Consider the following 18778-nt stretch of genomic DNA (forward strand, 5'->3'; position numbering starts at 1 on the left):
AATATCTCGTTTGTAACACTTTGGAGGGACAGCATGCGCATGATACATGCATAGCGCAGCAATCTGCACGTTTCTGTCACAGTCTTGTCAAAGCGCCAATAATAAGCGGATTGCCGGCAGCACTGCAAGCGCACTGAGACGCGACGCCGATTATGGCGTGCTTTTATTGCGCACAGGGAAGTTTTTGGACTTAATGCAACAGGCGCGGCGCCTGGTCTTCGTCCGAGCCAAACAGATCGTCGAACATCAGGGCATCCGGCTCTTTGCCCTGGCTCCAGAGCAACATCAGCACGATGACCTTGAGCTTGCCCAGCGACACCGGCATTTCGTCCAGCGCCAGCGCGCGCTCCACCACGATTTCGCGTTGCAATGGAGACAATACCTTGGCGGATTCCAGGAACTGGATGAAGCCGATGGCGGCCGGCCCCAGCGCATCCACTTCCTCTTCAACATAGAAGCGGGTACCGGTCGAGGTTGCCGTGAGCGAATGTTCCACACCGGCCATGGCCGTCAGGTCAGTCAGCCACACCAGGGCCTCGGAGATCTCGACGTCGTCAAAACCGACGGCCGAAAGCTTCTTGGCCAATGCAGCCGGTTCCGGACAGGCATCGGGACGGTAATAAGTCTCGTAGAGATAAACAAGGACGTCGAACATGGCTCTACTCTATCAGTTAAAACAGATTGGATACAAGTGCTGTTCAGGTCCGTAGGCGCTGGAACATGCCGCCTGGCAAGCGTTCCAGCAGACCTGCCAGCTCCAGCGCCAGCAACTGTCCTTGCAGCTCGGCAGCGGATTGTCCCAGATGCAGCGCCAGCACTTCGGCCTGTACCGGGTCTGAGCCGACGGCCTCCAGCACGCGGTCGACAAAACTGTCATCGAATCCCGCCCTGCCGCCCGCCGCGCCGTCCGTTTCCATTTGCAAAGCTTGCAATACATCCGCAGCAGTTTCCACCAGTTTGGCGCCCTCGCGTATCAGCTGGTGACAGCCTTTGGACAGTGTCGCATGAATTGATCCCGGCACGGCGTACACATCGCGGCCTTGCCCGGCGGCCAGCCGCGCGGTGATGAGCGAGCCGGACTTCTGCGCCGCTTCCACCACCAGCACGCCGCGCGACAGGCCGCTGATGATGCGGTTGCGGCGCGGGAAAGTATCCTTGCTGGGCGCGGTGCCCAAAGGACACTCACTAATTAAACAGCCCTCTTCGGCGATCCGGCGCGCCAATCCGCTATTGCGCGCGGGATAGATACGGTCAGCGCCCGTGCCCAGCACGGCAATGGTGCTGCCAGGGCCGTTCAGGCCGCCCGTGTGGGCGGCCGCGTCAATGCCCAGCGCCAGCCCGGACACCACCGTCACCCCCGCCTCGGACAGGCTTTGCGCCAGCTGTTCGGCGTTTGCCACGCCCTGGCGGCTGGCGTTGCGCGAACCGACCACTGCCACCGAGCGCGCCAGCAACAACTCTGCACGGCCCTTCACGTACAGCAGCAGCGGCGCGGCAACGATGTTGCTCAGGTATTCAGGGTAGCCGGGGTCGCCCCATAGCAGCAGGCGGTTGCCGGGCTGCTGCTGCCAGGCCTGCATGGTATCCAGCCATGCCTCGGGCACGGCGGCGCGCGGTCCCAGGATGGCGTCGGCCTGACCCGGTTTGACGAGGGCCAGCAACTGCGCGCGGCTAGCCGCAAAGATGGCGCTTGGCGTCTTGAAGCATTCCAGCAGGCGATGCGCTGTCAACAGGCCGATGCTGCCGGTCTGTTGCAGACGCAGCCAGTCCGCCAGCACCGGCCTGCTCACTTCGTTTGGGGTGTCCGTGGCTTGCACGGTAGGGCTTACTCCGGCGACTTGGCAACGTCGCCCACTTCCACCGGCGCTGTCACCTGCATGATCAAGCCGTAGGAAATATGCTTGAACGTGCGGAAGATAAACAGGCTGCCCACTTCTTCATCCGGCAGCCTGACCTGCTGCTCACGCCCGAACCAGCCTTTCTTGGCCGTGGAATCGCTTACAGTTCTTCCCGCATGGTACAGCTGCAAAACCGCGCCAATATCGAGCCCATCAAGCTTTCCGCGATTAATGCTGACAATCTGATTCTGGCCCGCGTGGGTCACGCCGCCGTAGACCGCCACCACGTGCGCCGCCACCTGCTGCTCCGGCGGATGCGGCACGTAGTTTTGCATCGGCGTCGGCGGCACGGCGCGCAACTGGTCGCCCTTGCCCATTTCCTGATTGGCGGTCGCCACCGTAAAAGTGTGCACATCGCTGGCGCCCGGCCTGGCTTCCGCCTGCAATTTCAGCGTGCCCAGATAAAACGCCTCGTAGCCAATGATTTGTTTGGTAACCGGATCTTTCAACGGCGCACCGGGGCGGAACACCTGGAACGAACTGTTGTCCTTGAGCTCGCCGCGCACATAGGCCTTGTCGCCCTTACCGAGGAAGACGCGCCCTTCCTGCGTGGCCACGATGCGCGGCGCTCCTTTCAACTCGTCATCTTCAATAATCAGCGGCTGGGTCAGGAACGGTTCGATCACACCGGCTGGAATGGAGGGCACGGCATCCTTGCCCAAGCCCTGAGTACGGGTGCGTGGCTGCAGGCGGTCATTGCTGAGCGAGCCGACGCCGCCATCAGCATCAAGCCGATTGCCCAACCGCAGGCGGCCTGCCGCACGGTCAAACCAGATGATCTGGCCCGGATAGATCCAATGGGGATTGGCAATTTCTTCACGATTCATGCCCCACACAGTGGGCCAGCACCATGGTTTTAGCAGGAAAGTCGCGGAAATATCCCACAGGGTATCGCCTTTGACGACCGTGTGGCTGTCCGGCGCATCGGCACGAAACTCGCAGCTGAGGGGCGCCGCCGAGGCGGCCGAGGCGACGGCAAAAAGGGCGGCCAGTGCTAAGCGGGTACCGACTGTGCTAAAATTTTTCATTAATAGGTCCAGTAAGTGCGCCGCAAGCACACGGCAGCTGAGCAGTAAAGCTTGCCAATTTGAATCAAATTCTGCCCATAAAACCCTGAACTAGCAAGCGAAACCGCGCACCACAAAACGGCGTGGTTATCCGGCATTAACCCAGGCATTAGCAAGGCATTCACATAGTTTTCACTTCGTTATCATGGCTATTCTAAATATTCTGCGTTACCCCGATCCACGTCTGCACAAAGTGGCCGTACCGGTCACTGTCTTTGACGAGCGTCTGGAAAAACTGGTGGCCGACATGGCCGAAACCATGTACGACGCGCCCGGCATCGGCCTGGCCGCTTCCCAGGTGGACGTACACGAGCAAGTGGTGGTCATCGACATCACCGAAGACAAGAGCGCGCTGGTCGCCTACATCAATCCGGAGATCCTGTGGAGCAGCGACGACAAGCAGGTCTACGACGAAGGCTGCCTGTCAGTGCCGGGCATCTACGATGGCGTTGAGCGCCCATCCAAAGTCAAGGTGCGCGCCTACGACGTCAAGGGCCAGCCGTTTGAAGTGGACGCCGACGGCCTGCTGGCGGTCTGCATCCAGCACGAGATGGATCACCTGCTAGGCAAAGTCTTTGTCGAGTACCTGTCGCCGCTCAAGCGCAACCGCATCAAGGCCAAGCTGCAAAAGGAAGAACGCGGCATGCAGCGTGAAGCCCAGTTGCGCGCCCAAGGCCGCCGTTTTTAATCGATGACCCAGGCCATGAAAGTCATTTTCGCCGGTACGCCCGAATTTGCCGCCGTCGCCTTGCAGTCGCTGCACGAGGCAGGCTTTGAGATCCCGCTGGTCCTGACCCAGCCTGATCGCCCGGCCGGCCGCGGTATGCAGTTGCAGCCGTCTGCCGTCAAGCAGTACGCGGTCAAGCATGGTATTGAAGTGCTGCAGCCGCTGTCGCTGCGCACCGACAGCAAGGATCCGCAGCGCGCGGAAGAAGCCAAGGCCGCGCATCAGCGCCTGCTGTCCACGCCCTACGATGTGATGGTGGTGGCAGCCTATGGCCTGATCCTGCCGCGCAGCACGCTGGACATCAAACCGTGCATCAACATCCACGGTTCGCTGCTGCCGCGCTGGCGCGGCGCCGCGCCGATTCATCGCGCGATCGAGGCGGGCGACAGCGAGACCGGCATCACCATCATGGAAATGGAAGAAGGCCTGGACACCGGCCCGATGCTGCTCATCGAACGCATCGCCATCGACGACAGCGATACCACCGGCAGCCTGCACGACAAGCTGGCCGCATTGGGCGGCAAGATGATCGTCGAAGCGCTCAACAAGATGCAGCACCAGCAGCTGGAAGCCGTGGTGCAGCCCGAAGAAGGCGTCAACTACGCCGCCAAGATCAGCAAGGAAGAAGCCACGCTGGACTTCACGCAATCGGCCGTGGACATCAGCCGCAAGATCCGCGCCTTCAATCCCTTCCCTGGCGCGCATGGCTCGGTGAATGGCACCGTCATCAAACTGTGGGGTGCAGAGGTCCTGGATGGCGGCAGCAAATCGCCGGCGGGTACCGTGCTTGCAGCCGATGCGCAGCATGGCATCGTGGTCGCTTGCGGCACCGGTTCGCTGCGCCTGACCGAACTGCAAAAACCAGGTGGCAAGCGTCTGCCTGCCGCCGAGTTCATTAAAGGCTTTCCGCTGGAAGGCCTGAGCTTCGCTTAATTCAAGGTGAAGTGTTCGGCGCAGACGCCTTCCACCGGGTGGACTGCGCCGTGATCAATCAGCACCGTGCGCAGTGCCAGCAGCGACGCATGCTGCCTGGCCAGCGCGGCCTGCTGCTGCTCCACCTCCTGTAGCAAGATGCTGGTCTGCCGCATGGTCTTCTCGATCGAGCACTTGCCGTTCAAATCCAGCAGGTCGCGTATCACCTCCAGCGAAAAGCCCAGCTTCTTGGCCGTCTGTATCAGTTGCAGGCGCTCCGGCGCATTGTCGGCGTACTCGCGATAGCCGGATGGCGTGCGCGATGTCGGCGCCAGCAGGCCCTGCTCCTCGTAATAACGGATAGCGGAGGTGGCAATGCCAGCCTTCCGCGAAAGTTCGCCTATTTTCATGTAATCTCTTGACTCTCAAGTTGACTTGAAACTTTATTATAGGTCCGTCCTCCCTGGCCTGCCTGGCACAGGGTCTTATTACAAAATGGAGTAAGCATATGACTCAAGTGATCGATAAACTGAACTGGCGCTATGCCACCAAAAAATTCGACCCGGCCAAGAAGCTGGATGAAGCGGTGGTCGAGCGCATCATCGAAGCGGCGCGTCTGGCGCCTACCTCCAGCGGCCTGCAGCCGTTTGAAGTGTTCGTGGTGAAGAACCCGGACCTGCGCGCGAAGATCCGTGAAGTGGGCTGGAACCAGTCGCAGATCACCGAAGCGTCGCACCTGCTGGTCTTCGCGGCCTGGGACAACATCACGCCAGAGCGCGTGAACATGATGTTCGACCTGACCAACGAAGTGCGCGGTTTCATCAACGAAGGCTGGGAAGCTTACCGCAAACAGCTGCTGGGCATCGTCGCTGCACGCGGCGACCAGGCCAACTTCGACGCCGCTGCACGCCAGGCTTATATCGCACTGGGCACGGCACTGGTGGCCGCCGCCTTTGAAGGCGTGGATGCAACGCCGATGGAAGGCTTCGATCCAGCAGCAGTGGATCAGATCCTGTCGCTCAGGGAACGCAACCTGCGCAGCGTGGTGATCCTGCCACTGGGCCATCGCCAGGCAGATGGCGACTGGCTGGTGAACCTGAAAAAGGTACGCCGTCCACGCGACAAGTTTGTGACCGAACTGGTTTAATCGGTCAACGAGACGACGCGGTCGCCGTCCGCAGGCTTGCAGCCTTCGGCGACCGGCGTCCAGCCACGATGGATGACGACCTGTTTATCATCGTGGCATAGCTCAACGCGTTCACTTTGCGGAAAGCGGACGCGCACGAAGTGTTCAATCGTGGTGGGCAGGCTGATATGCAGCCGTAGCGCTTCACGGTCCTCGTCCGGGTGATCGTCCAGATGCACCAGCGGCACAAAGTACGAGGCCAGCATCCACCAGCGCGATCCTACCTCCACCGGCTCCGGCGTGTAGTGTTCATTGCGCAGCCAGCGCTGCGCGCGTTCGCGCACATCCTCACCATCTTGCAGATCGCCCCAACCGGCAGCCATCATTTCGATCAGCCATTGATTGCAGTTCTGGTAGCGCAGGCCGTAGGCGTAGGCATTCGCGCTGTACTGCGCGGCCAGCAGATGCAAGGCGCGCGGCGTATCCAGCAGCGCGGGCTTGAGCGCCAGCACGGCTTGCGGCGGCAGGCGTACGATGCTCAGGTAGCCCAGTGCGGGGTCGTCCGTGCCCATCGCAAAGCCGGCCAGGCCCTGATCATAAATGCGCGGCCGGCCCTCGTCGCAAGCGTAGTACAGCTGGCGCGCAGACCAGATTCCCTCTTCCGAACGCCAAGCCAGCGCGGCATGTGAATAGCGGATGTTGAAGCGCGACAGATCAAGGCCGGAGCGGCTGACCAGCGCCACGCTTTCCTCGCTGCCCGCCAGTTCCTCGCGCAGCACGGCGGCAAAGCGCAGCAGGCGATCCTGTTCGGCAGCGGTCAGTTCATGCGTACGGTCGCAGAAACGCGCGGACGAAGCATGGGCGACGCCGGTGGCCAAACACAGGCCCAGCGCCAGTGACCGTAACAGTTTCAAAGGCTCAGCGGACGCGAAGCAAGTTCGCCATACCATTCATCCACCAGCACCAGGTAGAACGGCTGACGGTTATCCGTGCGGCCAAACTCGATGCCGTAGACACGGTTATGTGCATACATCGCATCGCCAACCGCCAGCTGCTGCTTGTCGAACGTGACTTGCGGCAGATCGAGCACGATGCGCTGTTCGGGATCGTCCGCCTGCATGGTCACGCGCGTGCGGTCAGCGCGGCCCGGGGTTGCCGCGATCTGGATGATGCGATAGTCCGCATCTGCCACGCGCTTGTGATTGTTCGAACTATTGCTGGAGCCGGCAAACGAGTCGGACACGCTGCCGCTGGACGCGGAACCAGCGCTGGATGCCGAAGAGGCAACGCTCTCCGCATAGCTGTTCATGGAAAAGGCCAGCGCGCCAGCGGCGCAGATCAGGCGCATGGTTAAAGTGACATTCATCTGCACGTCCTTCCTGTCTAAAGAGGGCAGTATATCGCTTCAACCTTAAATTGCGGCAGCTTGTTCGATGATCCAATCGCGGACAACAACGGCATCCGCACTGGCGCCGGCATTCACATGCAGCCAATAGGCATAACCACATTCAGACGGCGGCTGTGCGCTCGCCAGCACCAGCCTGCGTTGCGCCAGCAGATCCCGCACCAGCGGCACGCGGCCAAGCGCCACACCCTGCCCCGCCAGTGCCGCCTGCACTACCTGGTCATACTGATTAAACCGCAGCACGCTGCGCGGCTTGGCACGCCCGGCGCCAGCGGCATGCAGCCACGCTGGCCATTGCAGCCAGGGACGCGAAACATCGTCAAACTCCAGCAGCGTGTGCTGGCGCAGCTGCGTTTCGATCGCGCTGACCTGCAGGGATGGATGCGCCACAGCGACCAGCGCTTCATCAAACAAATGCAGCGCGCCTGCCGGCGCATCTTCCGCGCGGCAGTAGCGGATGGCCAGGTCGATCTGTTCGCGTTCAAGATCGGCAAAGCGGTTGCTGGCCGCCACACGCACATCGATATCCGGCGCGGCCTGCTGGAACGCGTTCAGGCGAGGCAGCAGCCACAAGGCGGTCACACCGATACTGGCGCTGACGGTGACTGGCTGGCGCGTCTCGCCGGGCCGCAGTGTATCCAGCACTTCACCAATCTGCTCCAGCATGGAATCTGCACTGCGGAACAGGCGCCGGCCTTCCGCCGTGAACTCGATCGAACGGTAGCCGCGCAGCAGCAGCGGATAGCCAAGCGTCGCCTCGAGCGCCTGCACCTGACGGCTCAGCGCAGATTGCGTCAGGCACAAGTCCTGCGCCGCCAGCGTGATACTCATGCGGCGGCCGACTGCGACAAAGCTGCGCAACAAATCCAGCGGCGGCAGGTCAAGGAGTCGTTTGGTCATGGTCCAATGTATCACATGCCTGGAGCGAATGCGAAAGCATCCAGAATACCGTTTGAGCGGCCTGCGACGATGCGATTCAATGAAGCACATCAACCAAGGAGCTCACCATGACACCTGCCCTCGCCACTTCGCTGGAATACCTCTGCCCGACGCCACATCGTCCACACACCTGGATGTATCCGGCCCCAGATGGCCAGCCTGCGGACAACGCTGACTACGCACGCAAGCCCGTCACCATCCACAACGCGCGCACCGCCGCCACGCTGCTGGACCAGGAAGGCTACACGCTGCGCCATGCGCCAAGCGCGGTGGCCGATTTCTTTGACAAGGAAGAAGTCGCGCGCCGCTACTACCCGGAGGTGGCGGAACTCGCTCTCTCCGCCACAGGCGCCAGCGAGGCGTTTGTATTTGACCACCTGGTCCGCCAGCGCCAGCCCGGCACGCCACAAGCGTTCGGCCGCGTCCAGGGCCAGCGCCCCGGTGCGGCGGGACGCGTGCATTGCGACTTCACCGCTGCCTCGGCACAGCGCCGCCTGATGCTGGAACTCGGCCCACGCGCAGCGGACGTGCAGCGCTACGCCATCTTCAATCTATGGCGTTCCGTTCTACACCCGGTACTGGATGCGCCGCTGGCGATGTGCGACGCCCGCAGCGTCGCGCCAGAGGACCTGGTCGCAAGCGACATCATTTACCCCGAGCGTACCGGGGAAATTTATCAGCTACTCCACAACCCCGCTCACGCATGGTCCTACTTCCCGGCCATGACGCGTGACGAGGTATTGATCTTCAAGCAGTTCGATTCCGCAGCAGCGGCCTGCTACACGCCACACGCAGCGTTTGAACATCCGCTGGCGCCGCCCGATGCGCCGCCGCGTGTTAGCATCGAGATCCGCTGTCTGCTGGTTTATGCGTAAGGAGTAGACCATGAACGAAATCACCTGCTGGTTCGACTTTGCAAGCAACTACAGCTACCTGAGCGTGTTGCGGTTGGCGCGGCAAAAAGAAGTCATCGTGCACTGGAAGCCATTTTTGCTCGGGCCGATTTTCAAGGAACTGGGCTGGAACAACTCGCCGTTCGTGCTCCAGAAGGACAAAGGCGACTACGTCTGGATGGACATGCCGCGCCAGTGTGCAAAGTATGATCTGCCGTGGCGCCAGCCATCCGAATTCCCGCGCCGCTCGATATTGGCGGCACGTGTCGCGCTACTCGGTGACCATCAACCGTGGATCGCCGAATTCTGCGCACGCACCATGCTGGCCAATTTTGAACACGATGAAGATATCGGCAATGAGACTGTCATCGCCGGCATCCTCACCAGCATCGGGCTGGATGCCGACGCGCTACTGAATGCCGCCCAGTCCGACGACAACAAGGCCCGCCTTCGCGCCCGCACTGAAGAAGCCTGCGCCCTCCACATCTTCGGCGCCCCCACCTTCTTCGCCGGCGCCGATATGTACTGGGGCAACGACCGCCTGGATGATGCTCTCGCTCAAGCGACGCGCTAGTTACAGCACCTGCACCAGCTGCGCGAGGGACAGGCGCGGGGTTTCCATCTGGCGGATTTGCGAGACGCGCGGCAGCACCAGCCGGTGGCGGCGCACGTGGCGGTTCCAGTCATGGTTGGCTTTTTCTTTTTCAGCGCAGTAGTAACTGCGCTCATGGTCGAGGTGCAGGCTGACCAGCGTGTGGCGTGCGCGCACGCCGCGAATGCCGATGTGATTCAGCCGCAGACCGATATTCAGATCGCCGCCGCCATACGCCATCGCTTCATCAAAGCCCCCCACCGCCAGCACATCCTCACGCCACGCGCAGCTGTTGGAACCACTGAAGGCGTTACGCGGCGTCAGCCAGTCCATCAGCCGAGCCAGGCGGCGATTGCGCGTAAGACGGTTGGCGTTCTTGCGAAAGCCCGGTATCGCACTCAGAAACGCATAGTCGAACACGCGCTGGTCGCCGATCGCCGCCAGCAGATCGTGGCGCTCGTGATAAGCCTCCGGAATGCTGACATGACTGCCGCCCGCCAGGAACATCCCCGGCTGCATGAGCCGCACATAGCGCTCGACAAAATCATCGCGCGGAATGCAGTCGCCATCGGTGAACAGCAGCAGTTCGCCACTGGCCGCCAGGATCGCCCGGTTCAGCGCGCGGAATTTGCCAAAGCCGTGCTGCTCCTGCATCTGGTGCAGCAGCGGCGGCAACGGCACGCCGCGCAAGCGCAGCGCATTAATTGCGGCGCCGATCGATGGATCAACGCCGTCCTGTGCAATGATGATCTGGTCCGGCCGGCGGGTTTGCTGTGCGTACCCGGTCAGCACGCATTCCAGTTCGCGTCCCTTCCGATGCGCCGAGATAATGACAGTTATTTTCATGGTGGCGCGCAATGAGTGGCAGTGAGCACATTGTCAAAGCCGAACATTGCTGCGACATTGCGGCGTGTTGCGGTGCGTATCGGCTTTGTTTCCCATGCTGCGTCGTGTAAATCCTGGCAAAGAAGCAGATTGTTGCTGCAATGCCGCGCCTGGCTGAAGCTTATTCAGCTATGCCGTATAATCTCAGACCGCCCTCTGCTGTTGGCGCGCCTTCCACGACCCTAGAGATAGCAAATGAACAACTCCGTATCCCGCCCCGTCATGTCCACGACCGATGCCCAGTTGCGCGAGATTCTCGCGCGCCGCATCATGATCCTCGACGGCGCGATGGGCACCATCATCCAGCAATACAAACTGGATGAAATCGCCTACCGCGGCGGCCCAAACGGCAGGTTCATCGACTTCGCTGCGCCAGCCGGTTCCGGTGCGCGCGAGCTGTTCGTCAAAGGGAATAACGAGCTGCTGACGCTGACGCAGCCGCACGTGATCCAGGAAATCCATGAGCGCTATCTGGCCGGCGGCGCCGACCTCATCGAAACCAACACCTTCGGCGCGACCTGGATCGCGCAGGACGATTACTACATGGGCGAGCTGGCCTATGAGATGAACGTGGAAGCAGCCAGGCTGGCGCGCGCCGCCACCGCTAAGTACAGCACACCGGACAAGCCGCGCTTCGTCGCCGGCGCACTGGGACCGACGCCCAAGACCGCCTCGATCTCGCCGGACGTGAACGACCCGGCTGCGCGTAACATCACCTTCGACCAGCTGGTCGATGCCTACTATCAGCAGACCAAGGGCCTGATTGAAGGCGGCGTCGATCTGCTGCTGGTGGAAACCATCTTCGATACGCTGAACTGCAAGGCCGCGCTGTTCGCCATCGACAAATACTACGAAGAGCATCCAGCGCAGCCACGCCTGCCGCTGATGATCTCGGGCACCGTGACCGATGCCTCGGGCCGTATCCTGTCCGGCCAGACCGTGCCCGCGTTCTGGAACTCGGTACGCCACGCCAAGCCGCTGACGATTGGCCTGAACTGCGCACTGGGCGCGGCGCTGATGCGCCCTTACGCCGAAGAGCTGTCGCAGATCGCCGATACCTTCGTCTGTATCTACCCGAACGCCGGCCTGCCCAACCCGATGAGCGACACCGGCTTTGACGAACTCCCAGCCGACACCTCGGCGCTGCTCAAGGAATTTGCTGAAGCGGGCTTCATCAACGTCGCCGGTGGCTGCTGCGGCACCACGCCGGACCACATCCAGGCGATCGGCGAAATCCTGTCGACAGTGCAGCCGCGCACCGTGCCGGAAGTCCCGGTGGCGCAGCGCCTGTCCGGCCTGGAGCCATTCACCATCGATGACAGCTCGCTGTTCGTCAACGTCGGCGAACGGACCAACGTCACGGGTTCCAAAGCCTTCGCGCGCATGATCCTCAATGAGCAGTATGACGAGGCGCTCAGCGTCGCCCGCCAGCAGGTGGAGAACGGCGCGCAGGTCATCGACATCAATATGGACGAAGCGATGCTGGACTCGCAGGCGGCCATGACGCGCTTCCTGAACCTGATCGCTTCCGAACCGGATATCTCGCGCGTGCCCATCATGATCGACTCGTCCAAATGGTCGGTGATCGAAGCGGGCCTCAAATGCGTGCAGGGTAAATCCATCGTCAACTCCATCTCGATGAAGGAAGGCGAAGAAGAATTCATCCGTCAGGCCAAGCTGTGCCTGAGCTACGGCGCTGCCGTCATCGTCATGGCCTTCGACGAAACGGGCCAGGCCGATACCTACGAACGCAAAGTCGAAATCTGCAGCCGCGCCTACAAGGTGCTGACCGAAAAGGTCGGCTTCCCGCCGGAAGACATCATCTTCGACCCGAACATCTTTGCCGTCGCCACCGGTATCGAAGAACACAACAACTACGCGGTGGACTTCATTAACGCCACGCGCTGGATCAAAGAGAACCTGCCACACGCGAAGATTTCGGGCGGCGTCTCCAACGTCTCGTTCTCGTTCCGCGGCAACGACCCGGCGCGTGAAGCGATCCACACCGTGTTCCTGTACCACGCCATCAAGGCCGGTATGACCATGGGCATCGTCAACGCCGGCATGGTGGGCGTCTACGACGATCTGCCAGCGGACTTGCGCGAGCGAGTGGAAGACGTGGTACTGAACCGCCGCGAAGACGCCACTGAACGCATGATCGAATTCGCCGGCACGCTGAAAGCCGGCGCCGGCAAGCAGGATGCCGCCAATCTGGAATGGCGTAACGCACCGGTGGAAAAACGCCTGGCGCACGCGCTGGTGCACGGCATCACCCAGTGGATCACGGAAGACACCGAAGAAATGCGTGCGCAAGTCGCCGCCAGCAACGGCCGTCCGATCCATGTGATCGAAGGCCCGCTCATGGATGGCATGAACATCGTCGGCGACCTGTTCGGCCAGGGCAAGATGTTCCTGCCGCAGGTGGTGAAATCGGCACGCGTGATGAAGCAGGCCGTGGCCCACCTGATTCCGTACATCGAAGAAGAAAAGCTGGCGGAAGAAAAACGCACCGGCATCGTCGCCAAGCCGAAAGGCAAAATCGTCATCGCCACGGTCAAGGGCGACGTGCACGACATCGGCAAGAACATCGTCTCGGTGGTCCTGCAATGTAATAACTTTGAAGTGGTGAACATGGGCGTGATGGTGCCGGCCTCCGAGATCCTGGCGCGCGCCAAGGTGGAGAATGCGGACATCATCGGCCTGTCCGGCCTGATTACGCCGTCGCTGGAAGAAATGGCCCACGTGGCCAAGGAAATGCAGCGCGATGAACACTTCCGCATGCTGAAGATTCCGCTGCTGATCGGCGGCGCCACCACCAGCCGCGCCCACACGGCCGTCAAGATCGCCCACAACTACGAAGGCCCGGTGGTGTATGTGCCGGATGCGTCGCGCTCCGTCTCGGTGGCGCAGTCGCTGCTGACGCCGGAGTCGCGCGAGCAGTACATCGCCGAGATCGAGCAGGATTACGAACGTATCCGCGAACAGCACGCCAACAAGAAGGCGCTGCCGATGCTGTCGCTGGCTGACGCGCGCGCCAACAAGATGAAGCTCGAATTTGCACCGGTAAAGCCGAAGTTCATCGGCCGCCGCGAATTCAAGAACGTCGATCTGGCCACCATCGCCAAATACATCGACTGGGGTCCATTCTTCCAGACCTGGGACCTGGCTGGTCCCTTCCCGGCCATCCTGACCGATGAAGTGGTGGGCGAAGCGGCCACCAAGGTGTTTGAAGAAGGCCAGGCCATGCTGAAGAAACTCATCGACGGCCGCTGGCTGACCGCCAATGGCGTGATCTCGCTGCTGCCGGCCAACACGGTCAACGATGACGACATCGAAATCTACACCGACGACAACCGCAGCACCGTGGACTTCACCTACTACGGCCTGCGCCAGCAAGGCGTGAAGCCGGTGGTCGATGGCGTGCAGCGTCCTAACCAGTGCCTGGCCGACTTCATCGCACCGAAGGCATCTGGCATCAAGGACTATATCGGCATGTTTGCCGTGACATCGGGCCTGGGTATCGAGAAGCACGAGAAGCGCTTTGAAGACGCGCATGACGACTACTCGTCCATCATGCTCAAATCGCTGGCCGACCGTCTGGCCGAAGCGTTTGCCGAATACCTGCACGAGCGCGTGCGTACCGACCTGTGGGGCTATCAGGCGAACGAATCGCTGAGCAATGAAGACTTGATCGCCGAGAAGTACATCGGCATCCGTCCGGCGCCAGGCTACCCGGCCTGCCCCGAGCACACCGTCAAGCGCGAGATGTTCAACACCATGCAGGCCGAGGACATCGGCATGGAGCTGACCGATTCCTACGCCATGTATCCGGGTGCGGCGGTATCAGGTTTCTACTTTGCCCACCCGGAGTCGAAGTATTTCGTGGTCGGCAAGATCGGCGACGATCAGGTCAACGATATGGTCCAGCGCCGCAACGTCGACAAGAACGAACTGGAACGCTGGCTGGCGCCTAACCTGTCGTAACTCAGCAAGTCAGAGCGCCGCCATCACCACGGTGGCTGGCGTTGCGATGTGTGGTGCCGCTGGCGCCAGCAGCGTGGATGTTGGCGTCAGGCTTTGCTGGAACAATTTATAGGCTTCTGCGGTGAGTGCCACAAACGCATTCTGGTGCGTTGCCAGCTGGCGCATCATCCATGCCCAGCCTTCATCGGTTTCGCACAGCCACACCATGCCGTCAGGGAAACTCTTGGGGATGGCCTGGGGCGACGCCTTCACCACGATACTGCTTTGCGGTCCCCACAGGTAATCGGGCGGCAGCTCGCGGTGCCAGCCGAAGCCGTTTTTTTCAGCGTATTCGTGATTGTGGCGGAATGTCAGATCCACCACCTCACGCTCGGCGATCAGATCGTCAGCGGACTCGATCCAGCAGTGATACGCGCCGCCGGCCGGGTTGGTGAAAGCGGCGTTGTCCATCATGCACATCAGCCGGCCCTTGCCGCAGTCGACCGCGGCCAGGCCCGCTACCGGCCGGTAGACCCGGTCCAGCACAATGCTGATCAGGTTGGAACCGACAATCGCGTACACATGGCACAAGGATTGATACTGCTCCGGGTAATGCTGGCGGATCACCTGATTGACGCAGTCGGCAATCAGGGACCGGACGGATAACGGCATGTAAAAAGCTCACGAAACTGTTTGTATCCTATTGTATCGGATTGTTTCGTGGAAACTTTAACGGCGGAAGCGCCACACCGCCAGCGCGCCAAATATGGCAGCAAAACCCAGTTGGACTGCAGCGGCCGGCCACACGCCCGCCAGGCCCAGGCCGCGCCAGGTGACGGCATCAAAACCGTCCACCGCCCAGCGCGTCGGCACCAGCAGCGTCACCTGCTGCACCCACTCCGGGAAGATGAACGACGGCACCCAGGCGCCGCCCAGCATCACCATGATCAGCGTGGCAAACGTGGCAATGCCGCGCGCTGCTTCCGGTGTCTTGCCGAAAGCCGCAATCAGCAGGCCGAAGGCCGCCGTCATCATGGAGAAGCTGGCAGCAACCACCAGGAAGCCGGCCGGGCTGCTGATCTCGACTTTGAAAATCAGCATGGCGCACAGGAACATCGCGCACATCAGCCCCATCGCGATCAGCGCGCCGGAAATGGCACGCCCGGCCAGCACCGTGGTCATCGACACCGGCGCCGCCAGCAGGCGGTTCCAGATGCCCATGCGCTGCGCCAGCAGAATGCCGATGCCCATGTCGATGCCCATGAACAGGATGAACTGCACGCCCATGCCGGCGAACGAGTGGGCGTAGCCGTTGTACTTCGGACCACTGCTCAGTGCCGCATCTTTGGTGGTGTACGGCACGCTCATGCCGCCGGCAGGCGTATCGTCCGCGCCAGATGCGGCAGGCTGCGCTGCTGCTGCGGTGGCGGCGCGCTGATCCTGGAACTTCTTCAGGCTGCTGAGAAAATCGCCGAGCTGCGCTTCGTCGGTACTGCGCTTGTCAGCGGCAGGCAGGTCGGCCAAATAGCGGTCGGTGGACGCGCTGCCTTGACGGCCCATCACGGCGCTGCTGGTGGCCTGCATGACTTGCTGCGTCAGCAAACCTTTGACCATCGCCAGCACGGTCGATTGCGATGGGTCGTAGAACAGCGGCAGCTCCGGCTTGTCCTTGCCGCTGAACAGCGCATCGCCGGCACGGTCGCCAAAGCCGGCCGGAATCACCACCGCCACCGGCAGTTTGCCGGTCCGGACTTTGGCCTGCGCGTCCGCTTCGCTCAGCTCGGTCACGCGCAGCGTGCTGTCGGCTTTGAGGCCATCGACAATTTTCTTGCCGATGCCGGACTGGTCCAGCGCCACCACGCCTATATCGATCTTGCTGGTGCGTTCGGACGGCGTGCCGCCAAACAGCGAACCAAAGAACGCCGCCAGCACCACCGGCATCAGCAGGTGCAACATGAGCGCGCGTTTGTCTTTCAAATACAGAATCAGATCCTTGCGGATCAGGGCTATCAATGCAGTCATGTGATGTGCTCTCAGTCGCGCAGGCTGCGGCCAGTCAGGTTGAGGAAGATGTTTTCCAGCGAAGTCTTGGCCGTGGCGAAGTGCAGCAGCGGCGTGCCCTGTGCCGCCAGCCAGGACAGCACGGCCGGCGCGTGGGCGGCATCGGCCAGGCCGATGTCCAGCGCATTGCCGACGTGCTGCACGCCGGTGACGCCAGTCTGCGCCTTGACGCCATCGAGCAGCAGCGCGGACGGCGCGCTCGCCAGTTCGGCATGCAAGGCGGCCTGTGCCGGCAGGCGCTGGTAGAGCGCGGCCGGGGTTTCATCCGCCAGCACCTTGCCGTGATCGATGATGACGATGTGATCGGCCAGGCGTTCCACTTCTTCCATGTAGTGGCTGGTGTAGATCAGCGAGCGGCCTTGCGACTGCAGCACTTCCAGCGTGTCGAAGATGGCGTTGCGGCTTTGCGGATCGACGCCCACGGTGGGCTCGTCGAGGATCAGCAGCAGCGGATCATGCAGCAGTGCGGCGGCGATATTCAAACGCCGCTTCATGCCGCCGGAAAAAGTGGAAGGATTATCCTGCGCGCGGTCGCTCAGGTTGACCAGCGCCAGCGCCTGTTCGCAGCGCTGCTTGAGATGCGCGCCCTTGAGGCCATACAGCGCGCCGAACAATTTGAGGTTTTCCAGCGCCGACAGGTCTTCATACAGCGCCAGGTCCTGCGGCACGAAACCGATCTTGCTTTTGGCCGCACTGACGCCCTGCCCCATGGGCTCGCCGTCCATGAGGATGCGGCCACTGTCCGCACGTAATAAACCGGAGATCATGCCCACCGTGGTGGACTTGCCCGCGCCGTTGGGACCGATCAGCCCGACCGTCTGGCCGCGCTGCACCTGGAACGACACGCCATCCACTGCCTTGCGTGCCCCGTAGGATTTGGAGATTTGCTCCACACTCAATAACACTGCTGCCTCCGTAATGTTGACTACGGGAAGCAGAATAGCGGGGTAATATCAAATTTGCAAGCTACTACAGCGCATAGCGCACCACATTGTCGCTCCATTCAAACGCGGCCATTTCCAGCTCCACCAGATCGTCGGTGGACATGGCCAGGTCGCGCAGCGTCGGCACGATGTGATTGTCCATTTCTTCGATGCGCTCGATGCATTCGACCAGCTTGAGCAGGTCGCCATAGAAGCCGCTGCGGGTCAGCAGCGCTTCACGCACGTCGCTGCCGACCGGGATCTGTTCCAGGATCTCGGTCATCGAAATACCAAACAGCGTATCCATGAGCGACATAATGCCGACCGTGAACGCGATGTCGGCCACTTCACGCTGGCTCGGACGCAGTTTGCCGGCCAGCAGTTCCAGCAGGCGGCCGCGCGTGGTGGCCAGCATCAGCAGCGGCGTCATGCTGTGGCCGCGCTTGCTTGGCTCGGCGTACAGCATGATTTGCAGCCAGCGCTGCAACTGGCGGCGGCCGAGGACGGTCACGGCCTGGCTCAGCGAATCGATGCGCTGGCGCGCCCCCACCGCCGGCGTGTTCACCAGGCGCAGCAGGTTCAGCGCCAGCGACACGTCGCGCTTGATGGCGCGTTCGATTTCCTGGTTGTCGGCATCGGAAGTCACCAGCGTCATGAGTTCCATCACCGCCAGCTGCGACGGCGACAGCTTTTTGCCGCTCATGATGACGGGCCGGGAGAAGTAATAGCCCTGGAAATAGTCAAAGCCCAGGTCCAGGCAGTTCTTGAATTCTTCGCGTGTCTCGACTTTTTCCGCGACCAGTTTTTTCTTGTCCTGGCGGAAGCGCGGCGCCAGCTTCATGAGCGACGACAGCGGGATGTTGCGCATGTCCATCTTGACGTAATCCACCAGGGGCAGCAGCGCCAGCACGTCCGGACTGTCTCCGGTCACATCATCCAGCGCAAAGCTGAAGCCGTGGCCCACCAGTTCGCGGATGCGCGCCAGCACCTGCGGCGTGGCCTGCATGGTATTGATGATCTCGAGCACCACCTTCTCGCGCGGCAGGAAGGGGAAGATGTCGCTCATGATGACATCCGCATCCACGTTGACGAAGCCCAGCGCGTCGCCGATGGTTTTTTCCATGCCCAGCTGCGACGCATGGGCGATCACCGCCGCCGTCGCCGTCAGATCATTGGTGACATGGGCCGGTCCCACCGGAGCGTTGCGGAATAGCAACTCGTAGCCGAACAGGGCCTGGTTGCGGTCCAGGATGGGCTGGCGTCCCAGGTAGAACTCGCGCACGCGCAGACTACGGGGGCCGGTGTCATGTAGGGTGAGATCGATCATTGCTCGTCCAAATAGGAGCGGAATGCCCCATTAGCAATTCTGCCAGCATTGGACGGCAAT

The 18778-nt window shown here is 61.6% G+C and carries 18 protein-coding genes; 6 read left to right on the top strand and 12 right to left on the bottom strand.

Annotated features, from left to right (window positions below; translation table 11 throughout):
* Positions 1–190 precede the first annotated feature (190 nt).
* Genes GTP58_RS22065 through GTP58_RS22075 form a run of 3 tightly spaced genes read right to left on the bottom strand, consistent with a single transcriptional unit; the run spans position 191 to position 2926 of the window.
* A complete protein-coding gene (locus tag GTP58_RS22065; RefSeq protein ID WP_072789042.1) occupies positions 191–655 on the bottom strand; it encodes a DUF494 family protein in 465 nt (154 codons plus the stop codon).
* 43 nt (positions 656–698) lie between these two features.
* Complete coding sequence (gene dprA / locus GTP58_RS22070; RefSeq protein WP_161079266.1) at positions 699–1817, bottom strand: DNA-processing protein DprA; 1119 nt, start codon at positions 1815–1817, stop codon at positions 699–701.
* Between the two features lie 8 nt (positions 1818–1825).
* On the bottom strand, positions 1826–2926 hold the full coding sequence (locus GTP58_RS22075; protein ID WP_161079267.1) for a LysM peptidoglycan-binding domain-containing protein: 1101 nt from the start codon (positions 2924–2926) through the stop codon (positions 1826–1828).
* Between the two features lie 184 nt (positions 2927–3110).
* On the opposite strand from GTP58_RS22075, the gene def reads away from it, so the two are divergent.
* Entirely contained in the window at positions 3111–3653 is a 543-nt protein-coding gene (gene def / locus GTP58_RS22080) for a peptide deformylase (RefSeq protein ID WP_161079268.1), read from the top strand.
* 15 nt (positions 3654–3668) lie between these two features.
* Complete coding sequence (gene fmt / locus GTP58_RS22085) at positions 3669–4625, top strand: methionyl-tRNA formyltransferase (RefSeq protein ID WP_161079269.1); 957 nt, start codon at positions 3669–3671, stop codon at positions 4623–4625.
* Here the strand turns inward: fmt and GTP58_RS22090 are convergent.
* Positions 4622–5014 (bottom strand): MerR family transcriptional regulator, encoded by a 393-nt coding sequence (locus tag GTP58_RS22090; protein ID WP_161079270.1) that lies wholly within the window; start codon positions 5012–5014, stop codon positions 4622–4624. The two genes, fmt and GTP58_RS22090, sit on opposite strands and share 4 nt — an antisense overlap.
* 98 nt (positions 5015–5112) lie before the next feature.
* On the opposite strand from GTP58_RS22090, the gene GTP58_RS22095 reads away from it, so the two are divergent.
* Positions 5113–5751, top strand: a complete 639-nt coding sequence (locus GTP58_RS22095) for an NAD(P)H-dependent oxidoreductase (RefSeq protein ID WP_161079271.1) — start codon at positions 5113–5115, stop codon at positions 5749–5751.
* Here GTP58_RS22095 and GTP58_RS22100 read toward each other — a convergent pair.
* The 3 genes from GTP58_RS22100 to GTP58_RS22110 are packed head-to-tail and all read right to left on the bottom strand — an operon-like array spanning position 5748 to position 8035.
* Positions 5748–6644 (bottom strand): DUF2145 domain-containing protein, encoded by an 897-nt coding sequence (locus tag GTP58_RS22100; RefSeq protein ID WP_373924766.1) that lies wholly within the window; start codon positions 6642–6644, stop codon positions 5748–5750. The two genes, GTP58_RS22095 and GTP58_RS22100, sit on opposite strands and share 4 nt — an antisense overlap.
* Entirely contained in the window at positions 6641–7096 is a 456-nt protein-coding gene (locus GTP58_RS22105; RefSeq protein ID WP_161079273.1) for a hypothetical protein, read from the bottom strand. Before GTP58_RS22105 ends, GTP58_RS22100 begins: the two co-directional genes overlap by 4 nt.
* 45 nt (positions 7097–7141) lie before the next feature.
* Positions 7142–8035, bottom strand: coding sequence for a LysR substrate-binding domain-containing protein (locus tag GTP58_RS22110; protein ID WP_161079274.1), 894 nt, complete (start codon positions 8033–8035; stop codon positions 7142–7144).
* Positions 8036–8142: 107 nt separating this feature from the next.
* Between GTP58_RS22110 and GTP58_RS22115 the strand changes: the two genes are divergently transcribed.
* Together GTP58_RS22115 and GTP58_RS22120 are read left to right on the top strand one after the other, a co-directional pair.
* The gene (locus tag GTP58_RS22115) at positions 8143–8949 is read left to right on the top strand and encodes a CmcJ/NvfI family oxidoreductase (protein ID WP_161079275.1); all 807 of its coding nucleotides are present in this window, start codon (positions 8143–8145) and stop codon (positions 8947–8949) included.
* A 10-nt stretch (positions 8950–8959) separates the two neighbouring features.
* A complete protein-coding gene (locus GTP58_RS22120) occupies positions 8960–9541 on the top strand; it encodes a 2-hydroxychromene-2-carboxylate isomerase (protein ID WP_161079276.1) in 582 nt (193 codons plus the stop codon).
* Here the strand turns inward: GTP58_RS22120 and GTP58_RS22125 are convergent, their stop codons facing one another.
* Positions 9542–10405, bottom strand: coding sequence for a glycosyltransferase (locus tag GTP58_RS22125; RefSeq protein ID WP_072789055.1), 864 nt, complete (start codon positions 10403–10405; stop codon positions 9542–9544).
* A gap of 261 nt (positions 10406–10666) precedes the next feature.
* Between GTP58_RS22125 and metH the strand changes: the two genes are divergently transcribed.
* Complete coding sequence (gene metH, locus GTP58_RS22130) at positions 10667–14428, top strand: methionine synthase (RefSeq protein ID WP_161079353.1); 3762 nt, start codon at positions 10667–10669, stop codon at positions 14426–14428.
* 9 nt (positions 14429–14437) lie between these two features.
* On the opposite strand, the gene GTP58_RS22135 is transcribed toward metH, so the two are convergent.
* The 4 genes from GTP58_RS22135 to GTP58_RS22150 form a co-directional block, all read right to left on the bottom strand.
* On the bottom strand, positions 14438–15079 hold the full coding sequence (locus GTP58_RS22135) for a hypothetical protein (protein ID WP_161079277.1): 642 nt from the start codon (positions 15077–15079) through the stop codon (positions 14438–14440).
* Between the two features lie 57 nt (positions 15080–15136).
* Positions 15137–16429, bottom strand: coding sequence for an ABC transporter permease (locus GTP58_RS22140; protein WP_161079278.1), 1293 nt, complete (start codon positions 16427–16429; stop codon positions 15137–15139).
* Between the two features lie 11 nt (positions 16430–16440).
* A complete protein-coding gene (locus GTP58_RS22145; RefSeq protein ID WP_373924767.1) occupies positions 16441–17373 on the bottom strand; it encodes an ATP-binding cassette domain-containing protein in 933 nt (310 codons plus the stop codon).
* Positions 17374–17437: 64 nt separating this feature from the next.
* Positions 17438–18718 (bottom strand): EAL and HDOD domain-containing protein, encoded by a 1281-nt coding sequence (locus GTP58_RS22150; RefSeq protein ID WP_161079279.1) that lies wholly within the window; start codon positions 18716–18718, stop codon positions 17438–17440.
* Between the last annotated feature and the right edge of the window lie 60 nt (positions 18719–18778).

The organism is Duganella sp. CY15W, assembly GCF_009857555.1.
GTDB lineage: Bacteria > Pseudomonadota > Gammaproteobacteria > Burkholderiales > Burkholderiaceae_D > Rugamonas > Rugamonas sacchari.

What these genes read in the sequence shown, in the direction of transcription:
- GTP58_RS22105 (WP_161079273.1), bottom strand. Translation starts at nt 7,096, where the DNA reads ATGAATGTCACTTTAACCATGCGCCTGATCTGCGCCGCTGGCGCGCTG.
- def (WP_161079268.1), top strand. Translation starts at nt 3,111, where the DNA reads ATGGCTATTCTAAATATTCTGCGTTACCCCGATCCACGTCTGCACAAA.
- fmt (WP_161079269.1), top strand. Translation starts at nt 3,669, where the DNA reads ATGAAAGTCATTTTCGCCGGTACGCCCGAATTTGCCGCCGTCGCCTTG.
- GTP58_RS22135 (WP_161079277.1), bottom strand. Translation starts at nt 15,079, where the DNA reads ATGCCGTTATCCGTCCGGTCCCTGATTGCCGACTGCGTCAATCAGGTG.
- GTP58_RS22090 (WP_161079270.1), bottom strand. Translation starts at nt 5,014, where the DNA reads ATGAAAATAGGCGAACTTTCGCGGAAGGCTGGCATTGCCACCTCCGCT.
- metH (WP_161079353.1), top strand. Translation starts at nt 10,667, where the DNA reads ATGTCCACGACCGATGCCCAGTTGCGCGAGATTCTCGCGCGCCGCATC.
- GTP58_RS22150 (WP_161079279.1), bottom strand. Translation starts at nt 18,718, where the DNA reads ATGATCGATCTCACCCTACATGACACCGGCCCCCGTAGTCTGCGCGTG.
- GTP58_RS22075 (WP_161079267.1), bottom strand. Translation starts at nt 2,926, where the DNA reads ATGAAAAATTTTAGCACAGTCGGTACCCGCTTAGCACTGGCCGCCCTT.
- GTP58_RS22065 (WP_072789042.1), bottom strand. Translation starts at nt 655, where the DNA reads ATGTTCGACGTCCTTGTTTATCTCTACGAGACTTATTACCGTCCCGAT.
- GTP58_RS22125 (WP_072789055.1), bottom strand. Translation starts at nt 10,405, where the DNA reads ATGAAAATAACTGTCATTATCTCGGCGCATCGGAAGGGACGCGAACTG.
- GTP58_RS22120 (WP_161079276.1), top strand. Translation starts at nt 8,960, where the DNA reads ATGAACGAAATCACCTGCTGGTTCGACTTTGCAAGCAACTACAGCTAC.
- GTP58_RS22115 (WP_161079275.1), top strand. Translation starts at nt 8,143, where the DNA reads ATGACACCTGCCCTCGCCACTTCGCTGGAATACCTCTGCCCGACGCCA.
- GTP58_RS22140 (WP_161079278.1), bottom strand. Translation starts at nt 16,429, where the DNA reads ATGACTGCATTGATAGCCCTGATCCGCAAGGATCTGATTCTGTATTTG.
- GTP58_RS22110 (WP_161079274.1), bottom strand. Translation starts at nt 8,035, where the DNA reads ATGACCAAACGACTCCTTGACCTGCCGCCGCTGGATTTGTTGCGCAGC.
- GTP58_RS22095 (WP_161079271.1), top strand. Translation starts at nt 5,113, where the DNA reads ATGACTCAAGTGATCGATAAACTGAACTGGCGCTATGCCACCAAAAAA.